We start from the raw sequence: 19,929 nt of genomic DNA, 5'->3' as shown, positions 1-19,929 counted from the left end.
AGCAGAGAGAATCAGAAGGCGAGACGCATGATCGGTCAGCTGTTGTCCAAGGGGGCTGTTCCCGTCGGTGTGGTGGGGATCATCCTCCTGCTCATCGTGCCCATCCCGACCGGTCTGCTCGACGTGCTCATCGTCCTGAACATCTCGTTCGCGCTGCTGATCCTCCTGACCGCGATGTTCGTGAAGAAGCCTTTGGACTTCTCGGTGTTCCCGAGTCTGCTGCTCGTCGCGACCCTCTTCCGGCTCGGCCTCAACGTCGCGTCGACCCGCCTCGTGCTCAGCGAGGCCCACGCGGGTCAGGTGATCCAGGCGTTCGGTCAGATCACCATCAGCGGCTCACTCGTGATCGGTGCCGTGATCTTCCTCATCCTCACCGTCATCCAGTTCGTCGTGGTCACCAAGGGTGCCGAGCGCGTCGCCGAGGTGGGCGCGCGCTTCACGCTCGACGCCATGCCGGGCAAGCAGATGGCGATCGACGCCGACCTGAACGCCGGTCTGATCACGGATGACGAGGCGCGCAGGCGACGCGCAGAGGTCGCCGCGGAGGCCGACTTCTACGGTGCGATGGACGGTGCGTCGAAGTTCGTCAAGGGAGATGCGATCGCGGGCATCGTGATCGTGGTCATCAACTTCGTCGGCGGCATCATCATCGGCATGGTGCAGCACGGGATGGAGGTCGGCGAGGCGCTCGAGACCTACAGCATCCTCACCATCGGCGATGGGCTGGTGACCCAGATCCCCGCCCTGCTCATGGCGGTGTCGACCGGCATGATCGTCACGCGTGAGAACGCGGAGGCCGAGATGGGTCAGGCCGCCGGCCGTCAGCTCATGCAGTCCCGCAACGCCCTGGTGATCACCGGACTCGCCGCCATCGCCATGGGGTTCATCCCCGGGATGCCGCTCGTGATCTTCCTGGCGATCGGAGCGGTCCTGCTGTTCGCGGCATCCCGCGTGAAGGCGAACGAGGACCGCGATGCCGCACGTGAAGCGGATGCCCTGCAGCAGGAGGCCGTCGAGGCCGGCAGCGAGGGCCCGGAGGACCTCATGGACCGGATGCGCGTGCACGCCCTCGAGATCTCGCTGTCTCCCGACATCGTCGATCTCGCCTCAGGGGGAGCGGGAGATCTGCTCACCCGGGTGAAGTCCCTCCGCCGCAAGCTCGCCCTCGACATCGGCATCCTCATGCCGCCGGTGCGCACGCGGGACAACATCGAGCTGCCCGCGCAGACGTACTCGATCCTCATCGCCGGGGTCGAGGCCGGACGCGGGTCGGTTCCTCGGGGCCACGTTCTCGCGATCGGCACGGGACTCGAGCAGCTTCCGGGCACGGCCGTGGTCGACCCGGTGTTCGGTCTCGAGGGCAAGTGGGTGCCCGCCGAGATGTCGCACGCCGCCGACATGGCCGGCGCGACGGTGATCGATCGGGCGAGCGTCATCATCACCCACCTCTCCGACATCGTGCAGAGCCAGGCCGACCGCCTGCTCTCCCTCGAAGACGTCCGTCAGCTGACCGAGCACCTTAAGCAGTCCAGCCCTGCGACGGTCGAGGAGCTCACCCCGGCCGTGCTGTCGCTCGCCGCGATCCAGCGCGTGCTGGCGGGGCTCCTCTCCGAGCGGGTGCCGATCAACGACCTGGCGCGCATCTACGAGGCGCTCGCGCTCCGAGGCAAGACGTCGACGGAGACGGCGGGTCTCATCGACGCGGCCAGGGCGGCGCTCGGGCCGGCGATCGCCTCGCGCTTCGCCGAGGACGGACGCATCCGGGTCGTCATGTTCGAGCCGATCCTCGAGCAGCAGATGCTCGAGGGCATGCGCGTCGTCGACGGTCACCCGCAGATCGTGCTGACGCCGGAGGCGACGATGCAGGTGCTCGAGAACGTGCGCCGCACTGTCGCCGAACTCGACCAGGTCGGTCCGGAGCCGGTTCTCGTCTGCGCGCCGTCGCTGCGACAGGCGGTGCGTCGGATGGTGTCATCGCAGGTCAGCGGCCTTCCGGTGCTCTCCTACGACGAGGCTGCGGCGGGCGGTCTCGCGACCGACGTGGTCGGCGTCGTCCGCATGACGCAGTCGGCTCTTCCCAGCGGCGCGTTGTAGCGTTCGATTCTGCTCATTTATGAGTTGAGTGCGATACGTTTGTGAGCAGAGGGCGCACCGGCGCTCACGCCATGGAAGGCAGACGACGCATGCTGGTACTGACGAGACGCGCCAACGAGAGCATCGTGATCGGCGACGACATCACCGTCACGATCCTCGCCGTGACGCCGAGCGGTGTCCGTGTCGGCATCGACGCCCCTCGCGACAAGCGCATCAACCGCGCCGAGATCGTCATCGCCGTGAGCGATGCGAATCAGGAGGCCGTGCAGACCTCCTCCGACGACTCCGCCGAATCGCTCATTCTCGGCGCCCTGGGCAGAACCACCCCTGCTCCATGATCGGACGCTCGGAGTGTCATCTCCGGGACTCCGAGTTACTGCGTCGAGCGTTGTCGCGATAGTCGTTCATGTGACGGGCGATCCCGTCATGGAAACCGCGACATGACGAGGTGACGAATCGTGGCCGCTCACGACCTGAGCATGCAACTGATGCGAGAGCGCGATCTGCTGGAGGTGCTGCTGTTCAAGCTCGACGAGCAGCAGATGCTGCTCGCGACCGGACGCAACCGGTGGATCCACCATGCGGCGAACGAGATCGAGCGGGTCCTCGCGGCCATGCCGACCGTCGCACTGTCGCGCGACACGCTGGTCATCGCGGTGGCTGATGAGTGGGGCGTGCCCGAGGCGACGACGCTCCGCGATCTGATCGAGGCTGCGCCGACCGACGCGTGGCGCGAGATCCTGTCGGGTCATCTCGAGGCCATGACCACTCTGGCCGACGAGATCGGCGACATGAAGAAGGTCAACGAGCAGCGTCTGCGCACGGCGATCCGGGTGACGCAGGAGACGATCGCCGGCCTCGGGGTGCCGACCGGCGAGTACGACACGCACGGCGACGTCGTCCGCGGCGCGGACGCCCGACTTCTCGACACCAGGGTCTGAGGTAACCATGTCTTCCTTCGCAGGGCTCCGCCTCGCAGAATCCGCGCTCTCGGCCGCACGCGCGGGGATGACCGTCACGGGTCAGAACATCGCCAACCAGACGACTCCGGGCTACACGCGCCAGCGGGTGGAGCAGACCTCGCTCTCGGCGCCGGGGCAGACGGGGCTCTGGCCATCCGGCATCGCCATCGGCGGGGGAGTGGGCGTGACCGGGATCGCGAGGCTCGGCGACGACATCCTCGATGCCCGTGTGCGCGACGCGCTGTCGACCTCCGGCTTCTGGTCGGCTCGTGCGACGGCAGCGAGCCGCGCAGAGGACGTGCTGGCCGAACCCACGAAGGACGGTCTCGCGGCGAACCTCAACAGGTTCTGGTCGGGCTGGTCCGACCTCGCCAACACGCCGGATCCGGCAGCGGCGCAGGTCGTGCTCTCGAATGCCGACGTGCTCATCGGACAGATCGCGGAGGGCTACCAGACCATTGCGGGGCAGTGGAACGACCTGCGCAGTCAGGTCGACGGTCAGCTCGCCGACGTCAACGCCGCTGCGAGCCAGGTGGCCACTCTCAACGGGCAGATCAGGGAGGCGCTGCAATCGGGGCGCAACGCCAACGAGCTCATGGATCAGCGCAGCGTCCTCGCCCAGCAGCTCTCGTCGGCCGTCGGTGCGAAGGGCATCGTCGAGCCGGACGGCACACTGACTCTTCGCGTCGACGGCAATGCGCTCGTGTCGGGCGACAGCAGCCGAGCGCTCGTCGCGAGCGGACCGCGTGACATCGCGGACGCAGGTCGGATCACCGTCTCATGGGCGGATCGACCGAACCTCGCGGTGCCGATCACGGGTGGCGTCGTCGGCGGCACGATCAGCGCTCTGGCCCCCGCGTCCGACGGGGGGACGCTCGCCGGTGTCGCGGCCGCCTACAACGAGACGGCGACCGCGCTCGCGACCGCCGTGAACGACGTGCACCGCACCGGCGTCACCTCGTCGGGGGCGGCCGGAGGCGACTTCTTCGCGCTCGACGGTTCGGGTCCGGCGGCGCTGGGACTCCGTGTCGTCCCGACGGGACTCGATCAGCTGGCACTGGCAGCGCCGGGTGCGGGCGCGAAGGACACCACCATCGCCGACCGCATCAGTGCGCTGGGGACATCTGCGGCGGGGCCCAGCAAGACGTGGTCGACGTTCGTCACCGGGTTCGCAGTCGCCGTCGCCGGGGATCTGCAGCGCGCGGACATCGCCGATATGGGCGCGGTCGCGGCGGTCACCGCGCAGCAGTCGAACGCCTCGGTGGACGGCGACGAGGAGACGATCAACCTCCTGACCTACCAGACCGCATACCAGGCGGCGGCTCGCGTTCTGACGGCCGTCGACGAGGCACTGGATCTGTTGATCAACCGCACCGGCCTCGTCGGCCGCTGACTCTGGGGAGAGTGAAATGATCGGTCGAATCACGACCAGCACCATGACGCAGCAGTCGCTGCGCACACTGCAGACCAACCTCGCGGATCGCGCACGGCTGCAGGATCAGGCCGCGTCGCAGCGCGCCTTCCGCGCGCCGAGCGACGATCCGGCCGCCGCGGCCACGGCGCTCGGTGTGCACGGTGATCAGGCGCGCGTCGCTCAGTTCGCCCGCAACCTCAGCGACGGGATGGCGTGGGTGACCACGGTCGACACCGCTCTCGGCGCGAGCGCCGATCTGCTCAACCGCGCGCGTGATCTCACCGCACAGGGAGCGAACTCGGGCGCGCTGAGCCCGACCGCTCGCGAGTCGATCGCCCAGGAGCTCGAGTCGATCAGCGCAGAGCTGCTCGCCAAGGCGAACACGAGGGTGCTCGGCCGCAGCGTCTTCGCGGGAACGAGCGATGCGGGAGCCGCGTTCGATCCCACCACCTTCAGCTTCAACGGCGGCGCGGGCGACGGCGTGCATCGCCGCATCAGCGAGAACGAGACCGTGCGCGTGGACTTCGACGGCGCTCAGGCGTTCGGCGAAGGGGCCGACAGCGCCTTCGCCCTGCTGAACGACATCGCGGCGGAACTGCGCAGCGGTGCCGAGGTCGGCTCGCGTCTCGGCGACATCGATGCGCGGCTGAAGGACGTCACCGCGGCTCGCGGATCCACGGGCGCTCGTCAGGTGCAGATCGAGCGGGCGTCGGCGCAGAATCTCTCCTCGTCGATCGACCTCGAAGCGCGCCGTGCCGAGGTCGAGAACGTCGACAGTCTCGAGGTGCTCGTGCACCTGCAGTCGGCCGAGCTCGTGTTCCAATCCGCCCTGCAGGTGACGGCCCGCTCGCTGCAGACCAATCTGATGGAGTTCCTGCGATGAGCGCACCCACTGACCGAACGACGGCGACGGTCGACGTCGAGTTCGCTTCGCCGATGCCCGGACTCGCTCCGCACACGTCTTTCACCCTCGAGCAGATCGACGGAGCGGAGGGCCTGCACGCGCTGCGTGCGACGGATGCCGACGTGCGCCTGTTCCTCCTCGACCCGCGATCCGGGGACTACGGCTACGAGCCGAGCATCCCCGCAGACGTGCAGTCCGAGATCGGCGCAGCCGACGAGTCGGAGATCCGGGTGTTCGTCGTGGCGAACCCCTCGGCCGACGGCGTGTACATCAACCTGCGTGCGCCGATCCTGATCCACACCGGATCCGGCCGTGCCGCACAGGCGATCCTCGAGGATCAGCGCTACCCGATCCGCGCCCTGCTGGGTGCCTGAGCAGGACGCGACGTTCGACGGCTCTTTCGACAGGGTGGACTCCCGGCACGGGGAGAATTCCGAGATTCACCGCATATACCAAGGAAGAGCATCTATGCTCTAAGAGCACAGGCTGGGGTACTGGCGGGATCCCGGCGTCGTCGCAGGAGATCGGGACCTGGGGCACGTCATGGATGCGGTTGGTAGGGGTACAGCGCACGACGCTCGGTGACGAGCGACATTCCATGGGACGGAAGACGACATGAGCACATCAAGGACGCTCGAGACGAATCGGGTGAGCAAGCGGGAGTTCGTGCAGAGATTCGCACGACGCGGTGGCATCTCGGTTCAGGCCGCACAGACGGCGTACAACGCGATGATCGACGAGCTCCTCGACCTCGTAGGCCGCGGGAACACGGTCACACTCACCAACTTCGGCAAGTTCTATCCGCAGACGCACAAGGGGCACCGGGTGCAGTTCGCGAAGGACGACGGAGACGCCGAGGTCAACGACTACACCGTGCTGAAGTTCTCCGCGACGCGCGAGGTGAACCGCCGCGTCAAGGTGAACGATTAGTCATCGTTATCTGAACGTAAACGAGAATCCCCGGAGGTTTTGGCCTCCGGGGATATTTCTTGCCCGTCGCACCCCTAGTCTGTAGTCAGATGTAGTTCTGGCCACTGGGGAGAGGCCGCGCTGTGAGTCGCTGGGGAGGGCTTGCACTTACAGTGAAAGAGGCGAATCCGATGCCTATGCGTGCCCGCAACCAGCTCGTGGTCGATCACCTGCACATCGTCGGCGCGGCGACGGCCTATGTGGCGTCTCGACTCACGCATGTCTCCCGTGACGACCTCGCCTCTGCCGGTGCGTTCGCGCTGGTCCGCGCAGCCGAGAAGTTCGACGCGACCCTCGGCGTGCCCTTCGGCGCGTTCGCTCGAGGACGCGTCAACTGGGCGCTGAAAGACGAGCTGCGGTCGATGGACTGGGCGCCTCGAGATGTTCGGGTGCGAGCCAAGCAGACGACGAAGGTCCGACAGACACTCACGGCCGCCCTCGGTCGCACGCCCACTGTGGCGGAGATCGCGGCAGCCATGGGCGTCGACACGGCCGTCGCGCGCGAAGGGCTCGCCGACGCCGAGCGTCTGCTGACGAGTCTCGATGCGCCGGACGCGCCGGAGATCGTGTGGACCGGCTACCTGCCCGAGGAGCTCGCGATCGCCTCCGAGCGCGACGAGTTCCTGCGGCGCGCCGTCGACGCGCTGCCGGAGCGCAAGCGGGCGATCATCACGGCGATCTATTTCGAGGACCGCACGGTCAAGGATCTCGCGGAGCAGCTCGGCGTCTCCCACGCCGCCGTCTCGCAGCAGCGTGCGGAAGCCGTGCGCATGCTTCGAGATGCGCTGGATCGGCACTACGCCGACACCCCTCAGCGTGAGGCAGCACCGGCAGCGCGGTCCTCCGCGTCGGCGCTGGACGCGTACTTCGAGCGCCTCGCGGCCGGCGGTCAGCGGTTCACGCGCGCGATACTGTCGCACGCGGTCGGCGTCTGATCCGTCGCGCGCACGCGCGTGGCCGCAGGGCCGTCAGAGACCGAAGCCGTAGCTGGGCTGACCCACCAGGATGAGACTGACCGTCGTCGGGTAGACCTCGGGCTCTTCATCCTCATCGTCGAGCAGCTCGAGCTTGTGGATCGGCACGAAGATGCCGCCGTCCGGCTCGAAGATCAGATCCTTCGGCACAAACGAGGCGAAGATCGACCGTGTCGCGTGGCGCAGCTCGAACGTGCGACCGACGTCGCCGCGCTCGAAGAGGTTCATCTCGACCTCATCCGACCACACCTTGCCGTCGGGGAAGCGAGCCTCGATGCGATAGGTGCTCGGTTCGACCGCCTTGATGTTGAGATCCTCCACGACGTCCGCGAACAGTGCGTCCGGCTGCTCGAGTTCGAAGGCGATGGCGCGGAGGTGGTCGTAATTGAGGCGAGCGCGACGCGAGAACAGCGCGACGTTCTCGATCTCGTCCGGGTCCGCGTGGGGGGCCTGATCGATGAGGTACTGGCGCACCTCGTCGGGACCGGGGTACTCGAATCGCATGTGGTAGTGGAACCGGCCGGGGCGATTGACGATGTACGTGCTGACGTCGCTGATGTCGTTCACCGTGAGGCAGTAGATGCGCTTCACGGACGAGAGGCCGTCGAACAGGGACAGGAACTGGTTCTGTCGATTGCCTCCCTCTGCGCCCCCGCGGCGGCCAGCGGGGAAGATCTTCTCGAACTCGTCGAAGATGATCAGACACTCGTCGAGGGTGTCCAGGAACTCCACGATGCCGTCGTTGTCCTCTGAGACGATCACGACGGGCAGGCACTGCTCGAGGGCCTCCTCGGCGACCATGCGAAGGAACAGCGTCTTGCCGATCCCCTTGTCGCCGGAGAGCATCACGCCCAGGCTGCGGTCCGAGAGGGCGTAGGACCGGAAGATCTTGTCGACCTTCCTGTCTCGGCCGCCGTAGACGCGCTCGGTGCCGACGGTGAGGTCGTCGATCTTGATCAGGCTGAAGCCCTCTTTCGAGGTGAAGTGCACCCGATAGGTGCCGAGAGGGAACTCATGATGCGTGCGGACGGCGTCGTCGTAGACGCGGACGTGTCCGCCCGTCTCGATGTAGGTGCTGGTCAAGATCCTTCTCCTTCGCTCCCCGTGTTGATATATCGGTTGAGATCGGACTGTCGTAAGGCGTTCGGCGAGATAATTTCGCAGTACCCTGAGCGGACAGCGGGCGTGGGGACGCCCGGGTCAGGGGAACCGCTATGGGGACGAACGCAGGCGAGCAGCCGATCGCGGGGTCGATCGTCATCGTGGTCGAGGCCGCGCCGCAGGGGCTGCTGCAGTACACGCTGGATCCTGACGATCGTCAGCCCGAATGGCAGGTGATCCTCATCGCCCATGACGATGCCGTGATGGGCGCCGCGACGACACCGGAGCAGACGGCGGAGCTGCTGGTGCGCGGCAGCGTCGAGTGCATCAGGCAGAGCATCCCGAGCCTCGAGGTCGGCGGACTCACCATGCGGCCGGAGCTCGGGCCGAACGACAACGCCCAGATCGTCGCCGCCGGCGAGGCCACCTTCCTACAGTCCGAGTGGGATGCGGTCGTGAAGCAGGCGGGCGATCTCCCCGAGGGCTGAGCGCGAGCCTGCCACTCCCGGCGGCACCGTCAGGCCGGCGTCAGGAACGCGTCGACGATCAGCGCCCCGCGGATCTCGCGAAGCTCGTCGATGATGCGATCGATTCCCCGCGCGGTCACCGAAGGCATCTGCAGATCGTGGGGTCCCAGTGGTTCGAGCCGTCCGGTGCGAACCCGGATCACCTCCCAGCCGGCGGAGCGCAGGGCGCGATCCTTGCGGAGATCGGTCTGCTCGCGGGTGCCGACATGCTCGAGTCCGTGGCGCCCGACCGTGTCGTACTCGATCGCGACACGGAGCTCCGGCAGCAGGATGTCCGGCCACACCTCGGTATGGCGGAAGAACGGGCGAGAGACTTTGACCGCGTTGACACCGGTCGTGACGGAGATGCGGGCGGCGAGCATCGCGCGGAGTCTGGCCTCGGCGGCGGATGCCGGTGCCGGGGCGCAGACGCTGGAGAAGGCTTCGCCGGAGGGGAGATCGGGCGTCTTGCTGCAGAGGGTGAGCGGGCGTTTCGGCCGTCGGGGTATCGCGCGGGCTTCGCCCAGCACGACCGGCTGGGGCCTGGCGAGCGTCGAGCATTCCGGGCACCACGCCGACTGGCGGCGCACCCGCCCGGGGCGTTCGCGCTGCTCAGTGGGGGTGGCGGCGAAACGATGGCCCACTCGGCATTCCCAGCACAACAGCACATCGGCCGCCAACGGCACCTGCGAGAGTGCGATGCCGTGATTGAGTTCGGGGTGGTACTGGCGGATCAGTTCGGGGTAGGCGGCCCACTGCGAACGATAGGTGCCGATCTCGTAGGGCACCTCCCGTCCTCGCGAGAACTGGCGTCTCGCCCACCACGACTGCACGGGTTCGGTCACGTCGGGCAACCTACCGGGCACTCCGGACATCGCCAGGAGGGGCTGGACGTGACAGACTCGCGGAGAGCAATGAGTCCGATGAACGGACAGAGGGAGTCGTCATGCCGCAGCGGATCGTGATCAGTGGCGCATCGGGCCTGATCGGCACGGCGCTCGCCTCGTCGCTGCGGTCGGACGGTGTGGAGGTGACGACCCTCGTGCGTCGCCCTCCGCGTGATCTGTCTGAGGTGCAGTGGATGCCGGGGGAGCGCGAGCTCGACCCCGATGTGCTGGCGGGCGCTGTCGCCGTGGTCGCGCTGGGTGGTGCGAGCGTCGGGCGTCTGCCTTGGACGCGACGGTATCGCCGCGAACTCGTCGAGTCCCGACTGACGGGTACCCGCACGCTCGCGACGGCGGTGCGCACCCTGCGAGACGATGCTCCGGCGTTCGTGTCGGCATCCGCTGTCGGCTACTACGGCTCGGCGCCGGGCGAGGTGCTGACCGAGGCGTCGCTCGCGGGCGACACGTTCCTGGCGCAGCTGTGCGTCCGATGGGAGCAGGAGGCGCTGCGCGCGGGGGAGCAGACGACGGTCGCGCTGCTGCGCACCGCTCCGATCATCCATCGCAAGGGTGTGCTGAAGCCGCTCATCCAGCTCACTCGGTTCGGGGTCGCCGGTCCGATCGGGCCCGGCACCCAGATCTGGCCATGGATCTCTCTCGACGATGAGGTGCGCGGCATCCGACACGTGATCGACCAGCGCCTCGAGGGGCCCGTCAACTTCACCGGGCCGACGCGTGCCTCGGCGAACGACATCGGTCGCGCCCTCGCGAAGAGGATGCGCCGACCGTTCTGGATCCCGGCTCTTGCCTGGGCCCTCCGGCTCGCGCTGAGTCGGTCGGCCGCCGATTCGCTGCTGCTCTCCGATGCGGACGTCAGACCCGGCGCGCTCGAAGGCTCGGGCTTCGAGTTTCGGCACACGACAGCCCAGCAGGCCGTCGACGCCGCGCTGTGATCGGGCGACGACGACGGCCGTGCAGGCTCAGTGCCCGTGCGGGTCGCGCCGATTGAGTGTCTCGACCACCTGCGCATAGTCTCCCCGTGCTTCGCCGTAGCGCAGGAACTTCACGTTCTCGACCTGGATCTCGGTCGCATCCGGCTGGGTCTCGATCAGGTCGACGACCTCGCTGACGAACTCGTCGAGCGGCATCGCGAACTCGCTGGTCTCCTGCCCCGGCATGAGCGAGGTGCGGACGGAGGGCGGTTCGAGCTCGAGCACGCTCACACTCGTGTCGGCGAGCTGCAGACGCAGAGATTCGCTGAGCATGTGGATGGCCGCTTTCGTCGCGTTGTAGGTGGGCGTCACGCGGAGCGGCGCGAAGGCCAGACCGGACGACACCGTCATGATCGTCGCGTCCGGCATGGTGCGCAGGTGCTCGATGAAGGCCGCGATCAGCCGGATCGGACCCAGGAGGTTGGTGGTGACGGTGGCCTCGGCGTCGTCGAGGAACCCCTCGGGCGACGTCCAGTCCTCGACCCGCATGATCCCGGCCATCGGGATGACCACGTTGAGCGAGGGGTGGGCGGCCATGACCGTCTGCGCGGCCGCCCGGATGCTGTCGGCGTCCGTCGTGTCGATCCGGACGGTGTGGATGCCCGGGTTCGCCGCGGCGATCTCGTCGAGCAGCTCGGCGCGACGCCCGCCCACGATCACGGTGTTGCCCCGATCGCTGAGCCGCAGAGCGAGGGCGAGGCCGATACCGCTCGTGGCACCGGGGATGAAGATGGTGTTTCCGCTGATGTTCATACGTCCACTCTTCGTGCTCTCGCCCAGGCCCTCCAGAGATGGCGCATCCAGGGATCGGGCGTCCCTGGATGCGCGAGGCAGAGCACGAGATACTGCAGAGGTGGACAGAGAAGCACTGGCCGAGTTCCTCGTGCGTCGCAGGGAGCAGCTGAAGCCGTCCGACGTCGGCCTCGGTGCGGGGGCGCGTCGACGCACCCCCGGGCTTCGACGCGAGGAGGTCGCGCAGCTCGCCGCCATGTCGACCGACTACTACGCGCGGCTCGAGCAGCAGCGCGGGCCGCAGCCCAGCGTGCAGATCCTCGGCTCGCTCGCACGGGCGCTGCGTCTGACCCCCGACGAGCGTGACTACCTGCATCGGGTCTGCGGACACAGCGCACCGGACCGCACGATCTTCACCGACTACGTGCATCCGGGGATGCTCCGCGTGCTCGACCGGCTTCACGACACGCCCGCATTCGTCGTCTCCGCGCTCGACGAGGTGCTGATCCAGAATGACGCAGCACGCGCTCTGCTCGGCGACGCGAGCGGTCTGGAGGGGATCGAGCGCAGTGGGATCTACCGCTGGTTCGCGCACCCGGACGACGAGCGCCGGCGGTACCCGGAGGAGGATCATCCGCGTCACAGTCGTGTGCTCGTGGCCTCCCTCCGATCCGCCTATGGCGCCCTGGGCGAGCGGTCTCGCGCCGGCGAGATCGTCCGCGAGCTCGCGTCGCTCAGCCCGGAGTTCGCACAGCTGTGGGAGGTGCACGAGGTCAGGCGGCGCTTCGAAGACCACAAGGTCCTGATCCATCCCGAGATCGGTCCGATCGAAGTCGACTGCCAGGCGCTTTTCACCGAGGACGAATCCCAGGCGCTCATCGTCCTGACAGCGGCGCCGGGCAGCGACGCCGAGAGCAAGCTCGAGCTGCTCAGAGTGCTCGGGACGCAGCGCGTCTGAGAGCCGTGACGCGCCGTCGTCCGAGGGTCTACGACCGAGACGCCTCAGGACGCCTCAGGACTCCTCGTGCGATGCGGGATCCGCGTCGAACAGTCGCCCATCGGGGCGTCCGAGCGCCGTGATCGCCTCGACCTCCGCATCCGACAGCACGATCGCTCCGGCCGCGAGGTTCGACACCTGATGCTCGAGCGACGACGCCTTCGGGATCGCGACAGTCTCGCGTGCCACATGCCAGGCGAGCACGGTCTGCGCGGGGGAGATCCCATGGGCGGCAGCCACCTCGCCGATCACCCTCTCCTCGATGAGTTGCTTCGCCCGACCGAGAGGACTCCATGCTTCGGTGAGGATGCCGTGCTCCCGGTGGTAGGCGAGCTGATCGGTCTGCGGGAAGTACGGGTGCACCTCGATCTGGTTCACGACGGGCCTGACCCCGGTCTCCCGCTCGATGCGCTCGAGGTGCTCCGGCAGGAAGTTCGAGACGCCGATCTGCCTCACGACGCCGCGCTGCTGAGCGTCGACCAGCGCCTCCCAGGCCTGCACGTACTCGTCCTGCTGCGGGTTCGGCCAGTGGATCAGATGCAGATCGATCGCGTCGACCCCGAGCCGCGACCGGCTCTCCTCGATGCTCGTCCGCGCCTTCGCGCGCGGGTGATGGCGTCCGGGCAGCTTGGTCGTGACGATGAGCTCTGCGGCGTCCACGTCGGATGCGCGCACGCCGCGACCGACTGACCCCTCGTTCTCGTAGTTGAAGGCCGAGTCGATCAGGCGGTATCCGGCCCCGATCGCCGTGGTGACCGCATCCGCACCCGCGTCGCCGTCGAGCGCGTATGTTCCGAGTCCGAGAGCCGGAAGAGCGAAGCCGTTGTGTGCCGTGAAGTGAGGAAGAGCCGTCATGGCGCCAGCGTACGCTGGAGCGATGAGCGTGGTGCAGAGGATGGCGTCGGATGACGGTGTCCCCGATAATGCCGAGCGGTGTCCCTGTGGCTCCGGAGATCTCTTCGGCGGATGCTGCGGCCCGCTGCTCGGCGGCGCCGCTGCGCCGACGGCCGAACGCCTGATGCGCTCCCGGTTCACGGCGTTCGCGATCGGGGATGCCGCGTACCTCCTGGCGTCCTGGCATCCGTCGACCCGTCCGACCGACCTCGACCTCGACCTCGACGTGGTGTGGCGGCGGCTCGTGATCATCGATCGGGTCGACGGCGGACCCTTCGACCGAGAGGGCGTGGTCGAGTTCGAGGCGTTCTGGCGGCAGGATGCCGAGCGCGGTTCGCTGCGTGAACGGAGCCGCTTCGTGCGGGAGGAGCGCAGCTGGCTGTACCTCGACGGACAGGTCGGGTGATGGACGGGGCTGGGCAGCGACTAGATTTGAGAGCGTGAACGCCAGCCCAGAACACCAGCGCATCCTGCTCGACGTCGCCGACCTGGACCGGCGCATCGCGCAGGCTGAGCGCGCGCGCACCAAGCCGCCGCAGGCCGCTCGCATCGCCGAGCTCGTCGCCATCCGTCAGGAGCAGCTCCGAGAGCTGACGACTCTGACGGGTGTGCGCGATGACGTTCGCACCGAGCTCACGCGTCTCGAAGCCGATGTGAAGCTCGTCGAACAGCGTCGCGCCCGTGACGCCGATCGACTGGCCACGGCGACGAACTCGAAGGAGGCGCAGGCTCTCGAGCACGAGATCGCCAGTCTCGCCAAGCGCCAGAGCGATCTCGAGGATATCGAGCTCGACGTCATGGGGCGCGTAGAGGACGCAGACGCGGCGGTCGCCGCTCAGCAGGCACTGCTCGGGACGACCACCGCGGAGGGCACCGCGCTCACCGCTCAGGCCAAGGCCGACGTCGCCACTGCGACCGATCTGATCGCGCAGTTGACTCGCGACCGTGAGGCGGTCACGGCGACCCTTCCGGCGCCGCTCCTCGCCGAGTACACGCGTCGCGCTGCGAACAGTGCCGGTGCGGCGCTGCTCACCCGCGGAACGTGCGAGGGATGTCGGATCCTGCTCCCCGGCACCGACCTGAACGACATCCGCAATGCGGCAGACGACCTCGTGGTGTCCTGCCCCGAGTGCGGGTGCATCCTGGTGCGCACCGAGGAATCCGGGCTGTGATCTGCGCGCCGCGAGCGCGACGGCGGTGAGCTCGCGGCTCCAGACCGAACGTCGGATCGCCCTGGTCAAGGGCGTGACGGGTGCATACATCGCCGTGGAGCTCGACTCGGACGATGTCGAGGTCGCGCGGACCGAGCTCTCTCCGACCGAGATGCCGGTGTGGGTGGCCGAGCAGGAACGCGTCGATCCGCCCCGGTGGGTGATCCGCAGCGCCCGGGAGATCTACCCCGTGCTGCTCGCCTCGGGTGTTCTTCTCGGCCGATCGCATGATCTGGTGCTCTGCCACGCGATCCTCCGCGACACCGACACCGTCGCTCGTCCGCTCGCACCGTCCGCATCGTGGGTGCGACGCGAACCCGTCGACGACGCACCGGCATTGTTCGAGGTCGCCGAGCACAGCGATTCGCACGACCCCGTGGCGGATGCGCTCGATCAGTACCGCGAGCAGCGCCGAGTCCTGCGCGACAGCAAGGACGGGCGGCTGACCCTGCTCACGTCGGCCGAGTCGGCGGGTGGCCTCATCGCCGAGGAGATGCGCGCTGCCGGCCTGCCGTGGAACGAGTCCGTGCACGACGGCATCCTCACCGAGATCCTGGGCACTCGACCGATCGCGGGCGGCCTTCCCAGCCGCATGGTGGTTCAAGGAGAGAGGGTGCGCTCGATCCTCAGCGACCCCACGCTCAACCTCGAGAGCCAGCCGAAGCTGCTGCGCGCTCTGCACCGCGTCGGCGTGCAGGTCGAGTCGACGAGCCGGTGGGAACTCGCCCAGCACAGCCACGCCGTGGTCGAACCGCTCCTGGCCTACAAGAAGCTGTCGCGGCTGCTGAGCGCCAACGGGTGGGCCTGGCTCGCCGAGTGGGTGCACGACGGCCGGTTCCGACCGATCTACATCACGGGCGGCGTCGTGACGGGACGATGGGCATCGGCGGGTGGCGGCGCCCTCCAGCTGCCGCGCAATCTGCGCGCCGCCGTGCGCGCTGACGACGGATGGACGCTCGTCGTCGCGGATGTCGCCCAGCTCGAGCCGCGGATGCTGGCCGGCATGGCCGGTGACCGCGCGATGGCCCGGGCGGCCCAGGGCAAGGACCTCTATGAGGGAGTCGTCGAGTCCGGCGCGGTCGCCACGCGAGAGGAGGCCAAGTACGCCGTCCTCGGGGCGATGTACGGCGCGACCACCGGTGACAGCGGCAGGTTGGTCCCTCGACTGCGCAAGGTGTATCCGCGCGCGATGGCCCTCGTCGACCGCGCCGCGCGCTTCGGAGAGGACGGGGGAGTCGTCTCGACGTGGTTGGGACGATCGTCTCCTCGCCCGTCGACGGAGTGGGAGGCGATGCAGGCTGCGGCTACCGGCGCGGATGCCGACCCTGCGGAGGTCGCCCTCGCCCGGCGTCGGGCCCGGGACTGGGGCCGCTTCACCCGCAACTTCGTGGTGCAGGGGACCGCGGCCGAGTGGTCGTTGATCTGGCTGGCGGAGATCAGGCATCGCCTGCAACTGCTGCCCGTCGCGGAGCGCGAAGCGCCGGCATCCGGGATCTTCGGTTCCCGCGCACACCTGGCCTTCTTCCTGCACGACGAGGTGATCCTGCATGTCCCGCAGGAGCAGGCGGATGCTGCGGCCGACGCGGTGCGCGAGGCCGCGGCCGTGGCCACCCGCCGCCTCTTCGGCAACTTCCCGATCGACGTGCCGCTCGATCTCCGCATCGCGGAGTCGGCGGAGAAGTAGCGCAGCCTGGTCGTAGACTGGAGCTGTGAATGGGTCGACTGGACGGCCGCGTGGCGGGCAACCGCACCGAGGAACGTCCGGGCTCCTCAGGGCAGGACGGTGGGTAACGCCCACCCGGAGCAATCCGCGAGAAAGTGCCACAGAGAGCAGACCGCCCCGCAAGGGGTAAGGGTGAAAGGGTGGTGTAAGAGACCACCGGGGGCCATGGTGACATGGCCCGCCAGGTAAACCTCGTCCGGAGCAAGGTCAGACAGAGGATGTTGACGCGGCTCGCCGAGTCCTCGGGTAGACCGCTAGAGTGCCACGGCAACGTGGCGCCGAGAGAGATGGCCGTCGAAGGGGCGAAGAACCCCGGAACAGAACCCGGCGTACAGGTCGGCCCATTCGCACCCACCTCCTGAGCAGGGCCGCGCTGGCTTCCTGGCCGGATGCTCGATAGCGTTCGGGCATGTCGAACCGTTCTGCCGCCACGACGCTCCTCGCGGCTCTGTCACTCGCAGCGCTCAGCGGGTGCACCGCCACGATGCCTGAGGTCGCAGCGACCACGGCAGCCGTTCAGCCCGCGGCTGTGCCGACGCCGAGCGACACGCCCGCGCCGACACCGACCCCACCCGCAGAGGCGAGTCGCTGCACGGTGCTGTCGATGATCTCGATCCCGGGATACAGCGAGGGAGACGAGGAACCCACCTTCTACGCGACATGGAACGGTGTCGCACCGGTGGACAACGGCGAGACCGACTTCGCTCGCGGCACGGTCACGCATACGGCAGACGGGCTCATCTCGACTTACACGGTCGCGGCGGGGGATGCGCCATCCGCCGTGAGGGAGCGGCTGTGCACGGACGTCTATGCGGCGATGACCTACAGCCGTCTGGGTTCGATGCTGTACCCCGGTGATGTGCTGACGCTGGGACCGGGAGCCATGGAGCCGCTCGTGACGGAGCCGTTCGTGAGGGAGCCGCAGCGTCAGTGAGAGCGGGGGAGCGTGGCGATCGCAGTTGCATTGCCGAGCAAGTCTTTTGCTTAGCTAGTTATCTTGATATGTTGTGCGCGTGACCGCGACTTCTGGGTCACCTGCCAGCAGGTCCCCAGCATGCTGGCGAGCGCCCCGCGAATTCCCCAGGTTCCCCGGGGCGCTCTTTTCTCTCGCTCACGGCATCGGCGTGGTCGTCACGCCAGACGGTCCTGCCCCGGCTGATCCTTTCGGGGCATGGAATCTTCGAGCTTCCTGCGCGCGAGGTTACGTCGCACCAGCGGCCAGAACAGCACGAGCGCGCCGGTGGCGACGAGGCTCGTCCAGACCTGGGTGCGACCCCCTTCGCTGAACATCATCACGACGATCACCGCGGCGATGCACGCGATCAGGAGCACGTTCAGCCAGGGGTGCAGCCACATCCTGAGTTTCAGGTTCGCCACCTCTTCCGGCGTCATCTTCTGGCGGAGTCGCCACTGTGTGACGGCGATGAAGACGTACACGAACAGTGCGACCAGGCCCGCGGAGTTCATGATGAAGTCGAAGATGCCCGATCCCGGGGTGAAGAAGTTCACGAGCGTTGCGATCAGGCCGCCGCTGGTCGAGGCGAGCAGCGCCATCACCGGGACGCCGCTCTTCGACCGCTTCGCCACGATCTTCGGCGCGAAGCCCTGCTCGGCGAGGGCCGCGAACATGCGCGACGCCGAGTACAGGCCCGAGTTGAGCACCGAGATCACCGCCGTGAAGATCACGAGCTGCATGATGATGCTCGCGCCCGGGATGCCGAACTGCTCGAGGGCGTAGGTGAAGGGCGCGTTGGCGACGTCGGTCGGCACAGGCAGTTCGTTCCAGGGCACCACGGTGACGATGATGAGCACCGAGCCGACGAAGAACAGCAGGATGCGCCAGATGATCGTGCTCGTCGCCTGACGGATGCCCTTGGCGGGATCCTCCGATTCGGCGGAGGCCATGACGGCGATCTCGGTGCCGAAGTACGAGAAGATCACCAGGGCCACACCGGTGAACGCAACGCCGAAGCCGTTCGGGGCGAATCCGCCGTGTTCCCAGAGGTTGGAGATCGACACCTCCGAGTTCGGCCACAGGCCGAAGGCGAACAGCAGACCCGCGCCGAGGAAGACGACGATCGCGAGCACCTTGACGCTGGCGAGCCAGAACTCCACCTCGCCGAACGCGCGCACCGAGATGATGTTCGTGCCGACGAAGATGCCGATGAGGATCAGCGACCAGGCCCATGACGGCACGGCGGGGAACCAGCTCGCCATCGTCTCGCCGCCCAGCACCGCCTCATACGCGAGGACTCCGACCCAGAAGTACCAGTACAGCCATCCCACGAGGTAGGCGGCCCAGTTGCCGAGGCCCACTCGCGCATATTCCATGAACGAGCCGATCGCCGGGCGCGACGCCGCCATCTCGCCCAGCATGCGCATGGCGAGGAAGACGAGCAGGCCGCCGATGAGGTACGACAGCACGGCGGCCGGACCCACGGCGCGGATGACATTCCCGGATCCGACGAACAGGCTCGCTCCGATGATGCCGCCGAGGGTGATCATGGTGACGTGACGCGACCGCAGCTTCTTCGCCTGTGGTCTGTCGACGGGCACCATCCCGGCTGTCGTCTCCGGCGATACCGGCCGGTCCCATGATGATTCGGATGGTTCGTTCATCTCGACGCTGCCTTTCGTTGCCGTCCGGCCTCACCGTCGAGGCGCAGACGGGCGGGGTGCCATAGTGTCACGTCGTCGGGCCGCCGCGCGGGTGATCCGGTGAGACGCGCCGCAATCCCGGACGCGACGAAGGCCCCGCCGGATCGGCGGGGCCTTCGTCGTCTCTGTGGTCGGGGAATCAGTCGCCGGCGAGCGAAGCCGCGCCGATGATGCCGGAGTTGTTGCGGTGGATCGCCGGGACGATCGGTGTCTTGAGGTCGAGAAGCGGGAGGAAGTCACCGGCGTTCTTCGACACTCCGCCGCCGACCACGAACAGGTCGGGGCTGAAGAGGAACTCGATGTGCGAGTAGAACTTCTGCAGACGTTCCGCCCACTCCGCCCAGCTGAGTCCCTCGCGCTCGCGCGCCGAGGTGGCTGCATACGTCTCGACCGACTCGTACTCGCCGAAGTTCAGGTGGCCGAGCTCGGTGTTCGGCAGCAGGACTCCGTCGTACAGGAATGCCGAGCCGATGCCCGTGCCGAGGGTCGTGAGCAGCGTGAAGCCGCGCACATCCCGCGCCGCGCCGTGGCGGGCCTCCGCGACGCCGGCGGCATCCGCATCGTTGACGAAGACGATGTTGCGCCCGAGCCCGTCGCGGAAGAACCGCTCGGCGTCGAAGTCGATCCATTCCTTCGAGACGTTGGCGGCCGAGAGCGTCTTGCCGCGCTTGACGATCGCCGGGAACGCCACGCCGAGGGGAAGAGTCGTGTCCTTGACGTCGAGCGTCTTCAGAACCGTCTGCACGGCCTGCAGGACGTCCTGCGGTGATGCGCCCTCAGGAGTGGGTACGCGTACCCTGTCCGAGGCCATGGTGCCGTGCTCGAGGTCGACCAGACCTGCCTTGATACCCGTGCCGCCGATGTCGACGCCGATCGCTTTTGCCATGCTGGTTAGCTTAGCGACCACGCTCAGC

General features: G+C 67.8%; 21 protein-coding genes and 1 other RNA gene. 16 read left to right on the top strand and 6 right to left on the bottom strand.

What is annotated here, in order from left to right; translation table 11 throughout:
- The first annotated feature begins 27 nt into the window (after positions 1–27).
- From ASE34_RS10740 to ASE34_RS10705, 8 genes are all read left to right on the top strand, one after another.
- The gene (locus tag ASE34_RS10740) at positions 28–2,094 is read left to right on the top strand and encodes a flagellar biosynthesis protein FlhA (RefSeq protein ID WP_056278826.1); all 2,067 of its coding nucleotides are present in this window, start codon (positions 28–30) and stop codon (positions 2,092–2,094) included.
- An 89-nt stretch (positions 2,095–2,183) separates the two neighbouring features.
- Positions 2,184–2,432, top strand: coding sequence for a carbon storage regulator CsrA (csrA, locus tag ASE34_RS10735; protein WP_053096324.1), 249 nt, complete (start codon positions 2,184–2,186; stop codon positions 2,430–2,432).
- Between the two features lie 120 nt (positions 2,433–2,552).
- Positions 2,553–3,035 (top strand): flagellar export chaperone FlgN, encoded by a 483-nt coding sequence (gene flgN, locus ASE34_RS10730; protein ID WP_053096323.1) that lies wholly within the window; start codon positions 2,553–2,555, stop codon positions 3,033–3,035.
- A gap of 7 nt (positions 3,036–3,042) precedes the next feature.
- Positions 3,043–4,449, top strand: coding sequence for a flagellar hook-associated protein FlgK (flgK, locus tag ASE34_RS10725; RefSeq protein WP_056278825.1), 1,407 nt, complete (start codon positions 3,043–3,045; stop codon positions 4,447–4,449).
- A 16-nt stretch (positions 4,450–4,465) separates the two neighbouring features.
- Complete coding sequence (flgL, locus tag ASE34_RS10720) at positions 4,466–5,353, top strand: flagellar hook-associated protein FlgL (RefSeq protein WP_082586599.1); 888 nt, start codon at positions 4,466–4,468, stop codon at positions 5,351–5,353.
- Complete coding sequence (locus tag ASE34_RS10715; RefSeq protein ID WP_056278824.1) at positions 5,350–5,748, top strand: flagellar assembly protein FliW; 399 nt, start codon at positions 5,350–5,352, stop codon at positions 5,746–5,748. Before flgL ends, ASE34_RS10715 begins: the two co-directional genes overlap by 4 nt.
- A gap of 241 nt (positions 5,749–5,989) precedes the next feature.
- Positions 5,990–6,304 carry an HU family DNA-binding protein gene (locus ASE34_RS10710; protein WP_053096320.1) on the top strand — a complete coding sequence of 105 codons (315 nt, stop codon included), beginning with the start codon at positions 5,990–5,992 and terminating at the stop codon, positions 6,302–6,304.
- A gap of 170 nt (positions 6,305–6,474) precedes the next feature.
- On the top strand, positions 6,475–7,278 hold the full coding sequence (locus tag ASE34_RS10705; RefSeq protein ID WP_053096318.1) for a sigma-70 family RNA polymerase sigma factor: 804 nt from the start codon (positions 6,475–6,477) through the stop codon (positions 7,276–7,278).
- 33 nt (positions 7,279–7,311) lie between these two features.
- Here the strand turns inward: ASE34_RS10705 and ASE34_RS10700 are convergent, their stop codons facing one another.
- A complete protein-coding gene (locus ASE34_RS10700; protein WP_053096315.1) occupies positions 7,312–8,400 on the bottom strand; it encodes an AAA family ATPase in 1,089 nt (362 codons plus the stop codon).
- A 131-nt stretch (positions 8,401–8,531) separates the two neighbouring features.
- Between ASE34_RS10700 and ASE34_RS10695 the strand changes: the two genes are divergently transcribed.
- The gene (locus ASE34_RS10695; protein ID WP_056278823.1) at positions 8,532–8,906 is read left to right on the top strand and encodes a hypothetical protein; all 375 of its coding nucleotides are present in this window, start codon (positions 8,532–8,534) and stop codon (positions 8,904–8,906) included.
- 29 nt (positions 8,907–8,935) lie between these two features.
- Here the strand turns inward: ASE34_RS10695 and ASE34_RS10690 are convergent, their stop codons facing one another.
- On the bottom strand, positions 8,936–9,769 hold the full coding sequence (locus tag ASE34_RS10690; protein WP_082586598.1) for a zinc-ribbon domain-containing protein: 834 nt from the start codon (positions 9,767–9,769) through the stop codon (positions 8,936–8,938).
- A gap of 101 nt (positions 9,770–9,870) precedes the next feature.
- Here ASE34_RS10690 and ASE34_RS10685 point away from each other — a divergent pair, with 101 nt between their 5' ends.
- A complete protein-coding gene (locus tag ASE34_RS10685; RefSeq protein WP_056278821.1) occupies positions 9,871–10,761 on the top strand; it encodes a TIGR01777 family oxidoreductase in 891 nt (296 codons plus the stop codon).
- Between the two features lie 27 nt (positions 10,762–10,788).
- On the opposite strand, the gene ASE34_RS10680 is transcribed toward ASE34_RS10685, so the two are convergent.
- Complete coding sequence (locus ASE34_RS10680) at positions 10,789–11,553, bottom strand: SDR family oxidoreductase (protein ID WP_056278820.1); 765 nt, start codon at positions 11,551–11,553, stop codon at positions 10,789–10,791.
- Between the two features lie 100 nt (positions 11,554–11,653).
- Here ASE34_RS10680 and ASE34_RS10675 point away from each other — a divergent pair, with 100 nt between their 5' ends.
- On the top strand, positions 11,654–12,490 hold the full coding sequence (locus tag ASE34_RS10675) for a helix-turn-helix transcriptional regulator (protein WP_053096305.1): 837 nt from the start codon (positions 11,654–11,656) through the stop codon (positions 12,488–12,490).
- A 54-nt stretch (positions 12,491–12,544) separates the two neighbouring features.
- Here ASE34_RS10675 and ASE34_RS10670 read toward each other — a convergent pair whose 3' ends face one another.
- Positions 12,545–13,384: an aldo/keto reductase gene (locus tag ASE34_RS10670; RefSeq protein WP_053096303.1), complete on the bottom strand. Its 840-nt coding sequence runs from the start codon at positions 13,382–13,384 to the stop codon at positions 12,545–12,547.
- Between the two features lie 22 nt (positions 13,385–13,406).
- Between ASE34_RS10670 and ASE34_RS10665 the strand changes: the two genes are divergently transcribed.
- From ASE34_RS10665 to ASE34_RS10650, 5 genes are all read left to right on the top strand, one after another.
- The gene (locus tag ASE34_RS10665) at positions 13,407–13,829 is read left to right on the top strand and encodes a YchJ family protein (RefSeq protein WP_053096300.1); all 423 of its coding nucleotides are present in this window, start codon (positions 13,407–13,409) and stop codon (positions 13,827–13,829) included.
- 34 nt (positions 13,830–13,863) lie between these two features.
- Positions 13,864–14,595 carry a zinc ribbon domain-containing protein gene (locus ASE34_RS10660; protein ID WP_053096298.1) on the top strand — a complete coding sequence of 244 codons (732 nt, stop codon included), beginning with the start codon at positions 13,864–13,866 and terminating at the stop codon, positions 14,593–14,595.
- 25 nt (positions 14,596–14,620) lie between these two features.
- The gene (locus ASE34_RS10655) at positions 14,621–16,318 is read left to right on the top strand and encodes a bifunctional 3'-5' exonuclease/DNA polymerase (protein WP_235567491.1); all 1,698 of its coding nucleotides are present in this window, start codon (positions 14,621–14,623) and stop codon (positions 16,316–16,318) included.
- 30 nt (positions 16,319–16,348) lie between these two features.
- Positions 16,349–16,705: RNase P RNA component class A (rnpB, locus tag ASE34_RS12410), an RNA gene on the top strand.
- A 61-nt stretch (positions 16,706–16,766) separates the two neighbouring features.
- Positions 16,767–17,291, top strand: a complete 525-nt coding sequence (locus tag ASE34_RS10650) for a hypothetical protein (RefSeq protein WP_056278819.1) — start codon at positions 16,767–16,769, stop codon at positions 17,289–17,291.
- A gap of 197 nt (positions 17,292–17,488) precedes the next feature.
- On the opposite strand, the gene ASE34_RS10645 is transcribed toward ASE34_RS10650, so the two are convergent.
- Positions 17,489–18,976, bottom strand: coding sequence for an amino acid permease (locus tag ASE34_RS10645; RefSeq protein WP_056278818.1), 1,488 nt, complete (start codon positions 18,974–18,976; stop codon positions 17,489–17,491).
- 178 nt (positions 18,977–19,154) lie between these two features.
- A complete protein-coding gene (gene ppgK / locus ASE34_RS10640; RefSeq protein WP_053096292.1) occupies positions 19,155–19,901 on the bottom strand; it encodes a polyphosphate--glucose phosphotransferase in 747 nt (248 codons plus the stop codon).
- Positions 19,902–19,929: the final 28 nt, after the last annotated feature.

Source organism: Microbacterium sp. Root280D1, assembly GCF_001428975.1.
Lineage (GTDB): Bacteria > Actinomycetota > Actinomycetes > Actinomycetales > Microbacteriaceae > Microbacterium.
This window is presented reverse-complemented; position numbering and strand designations above follow the sequence as displayed.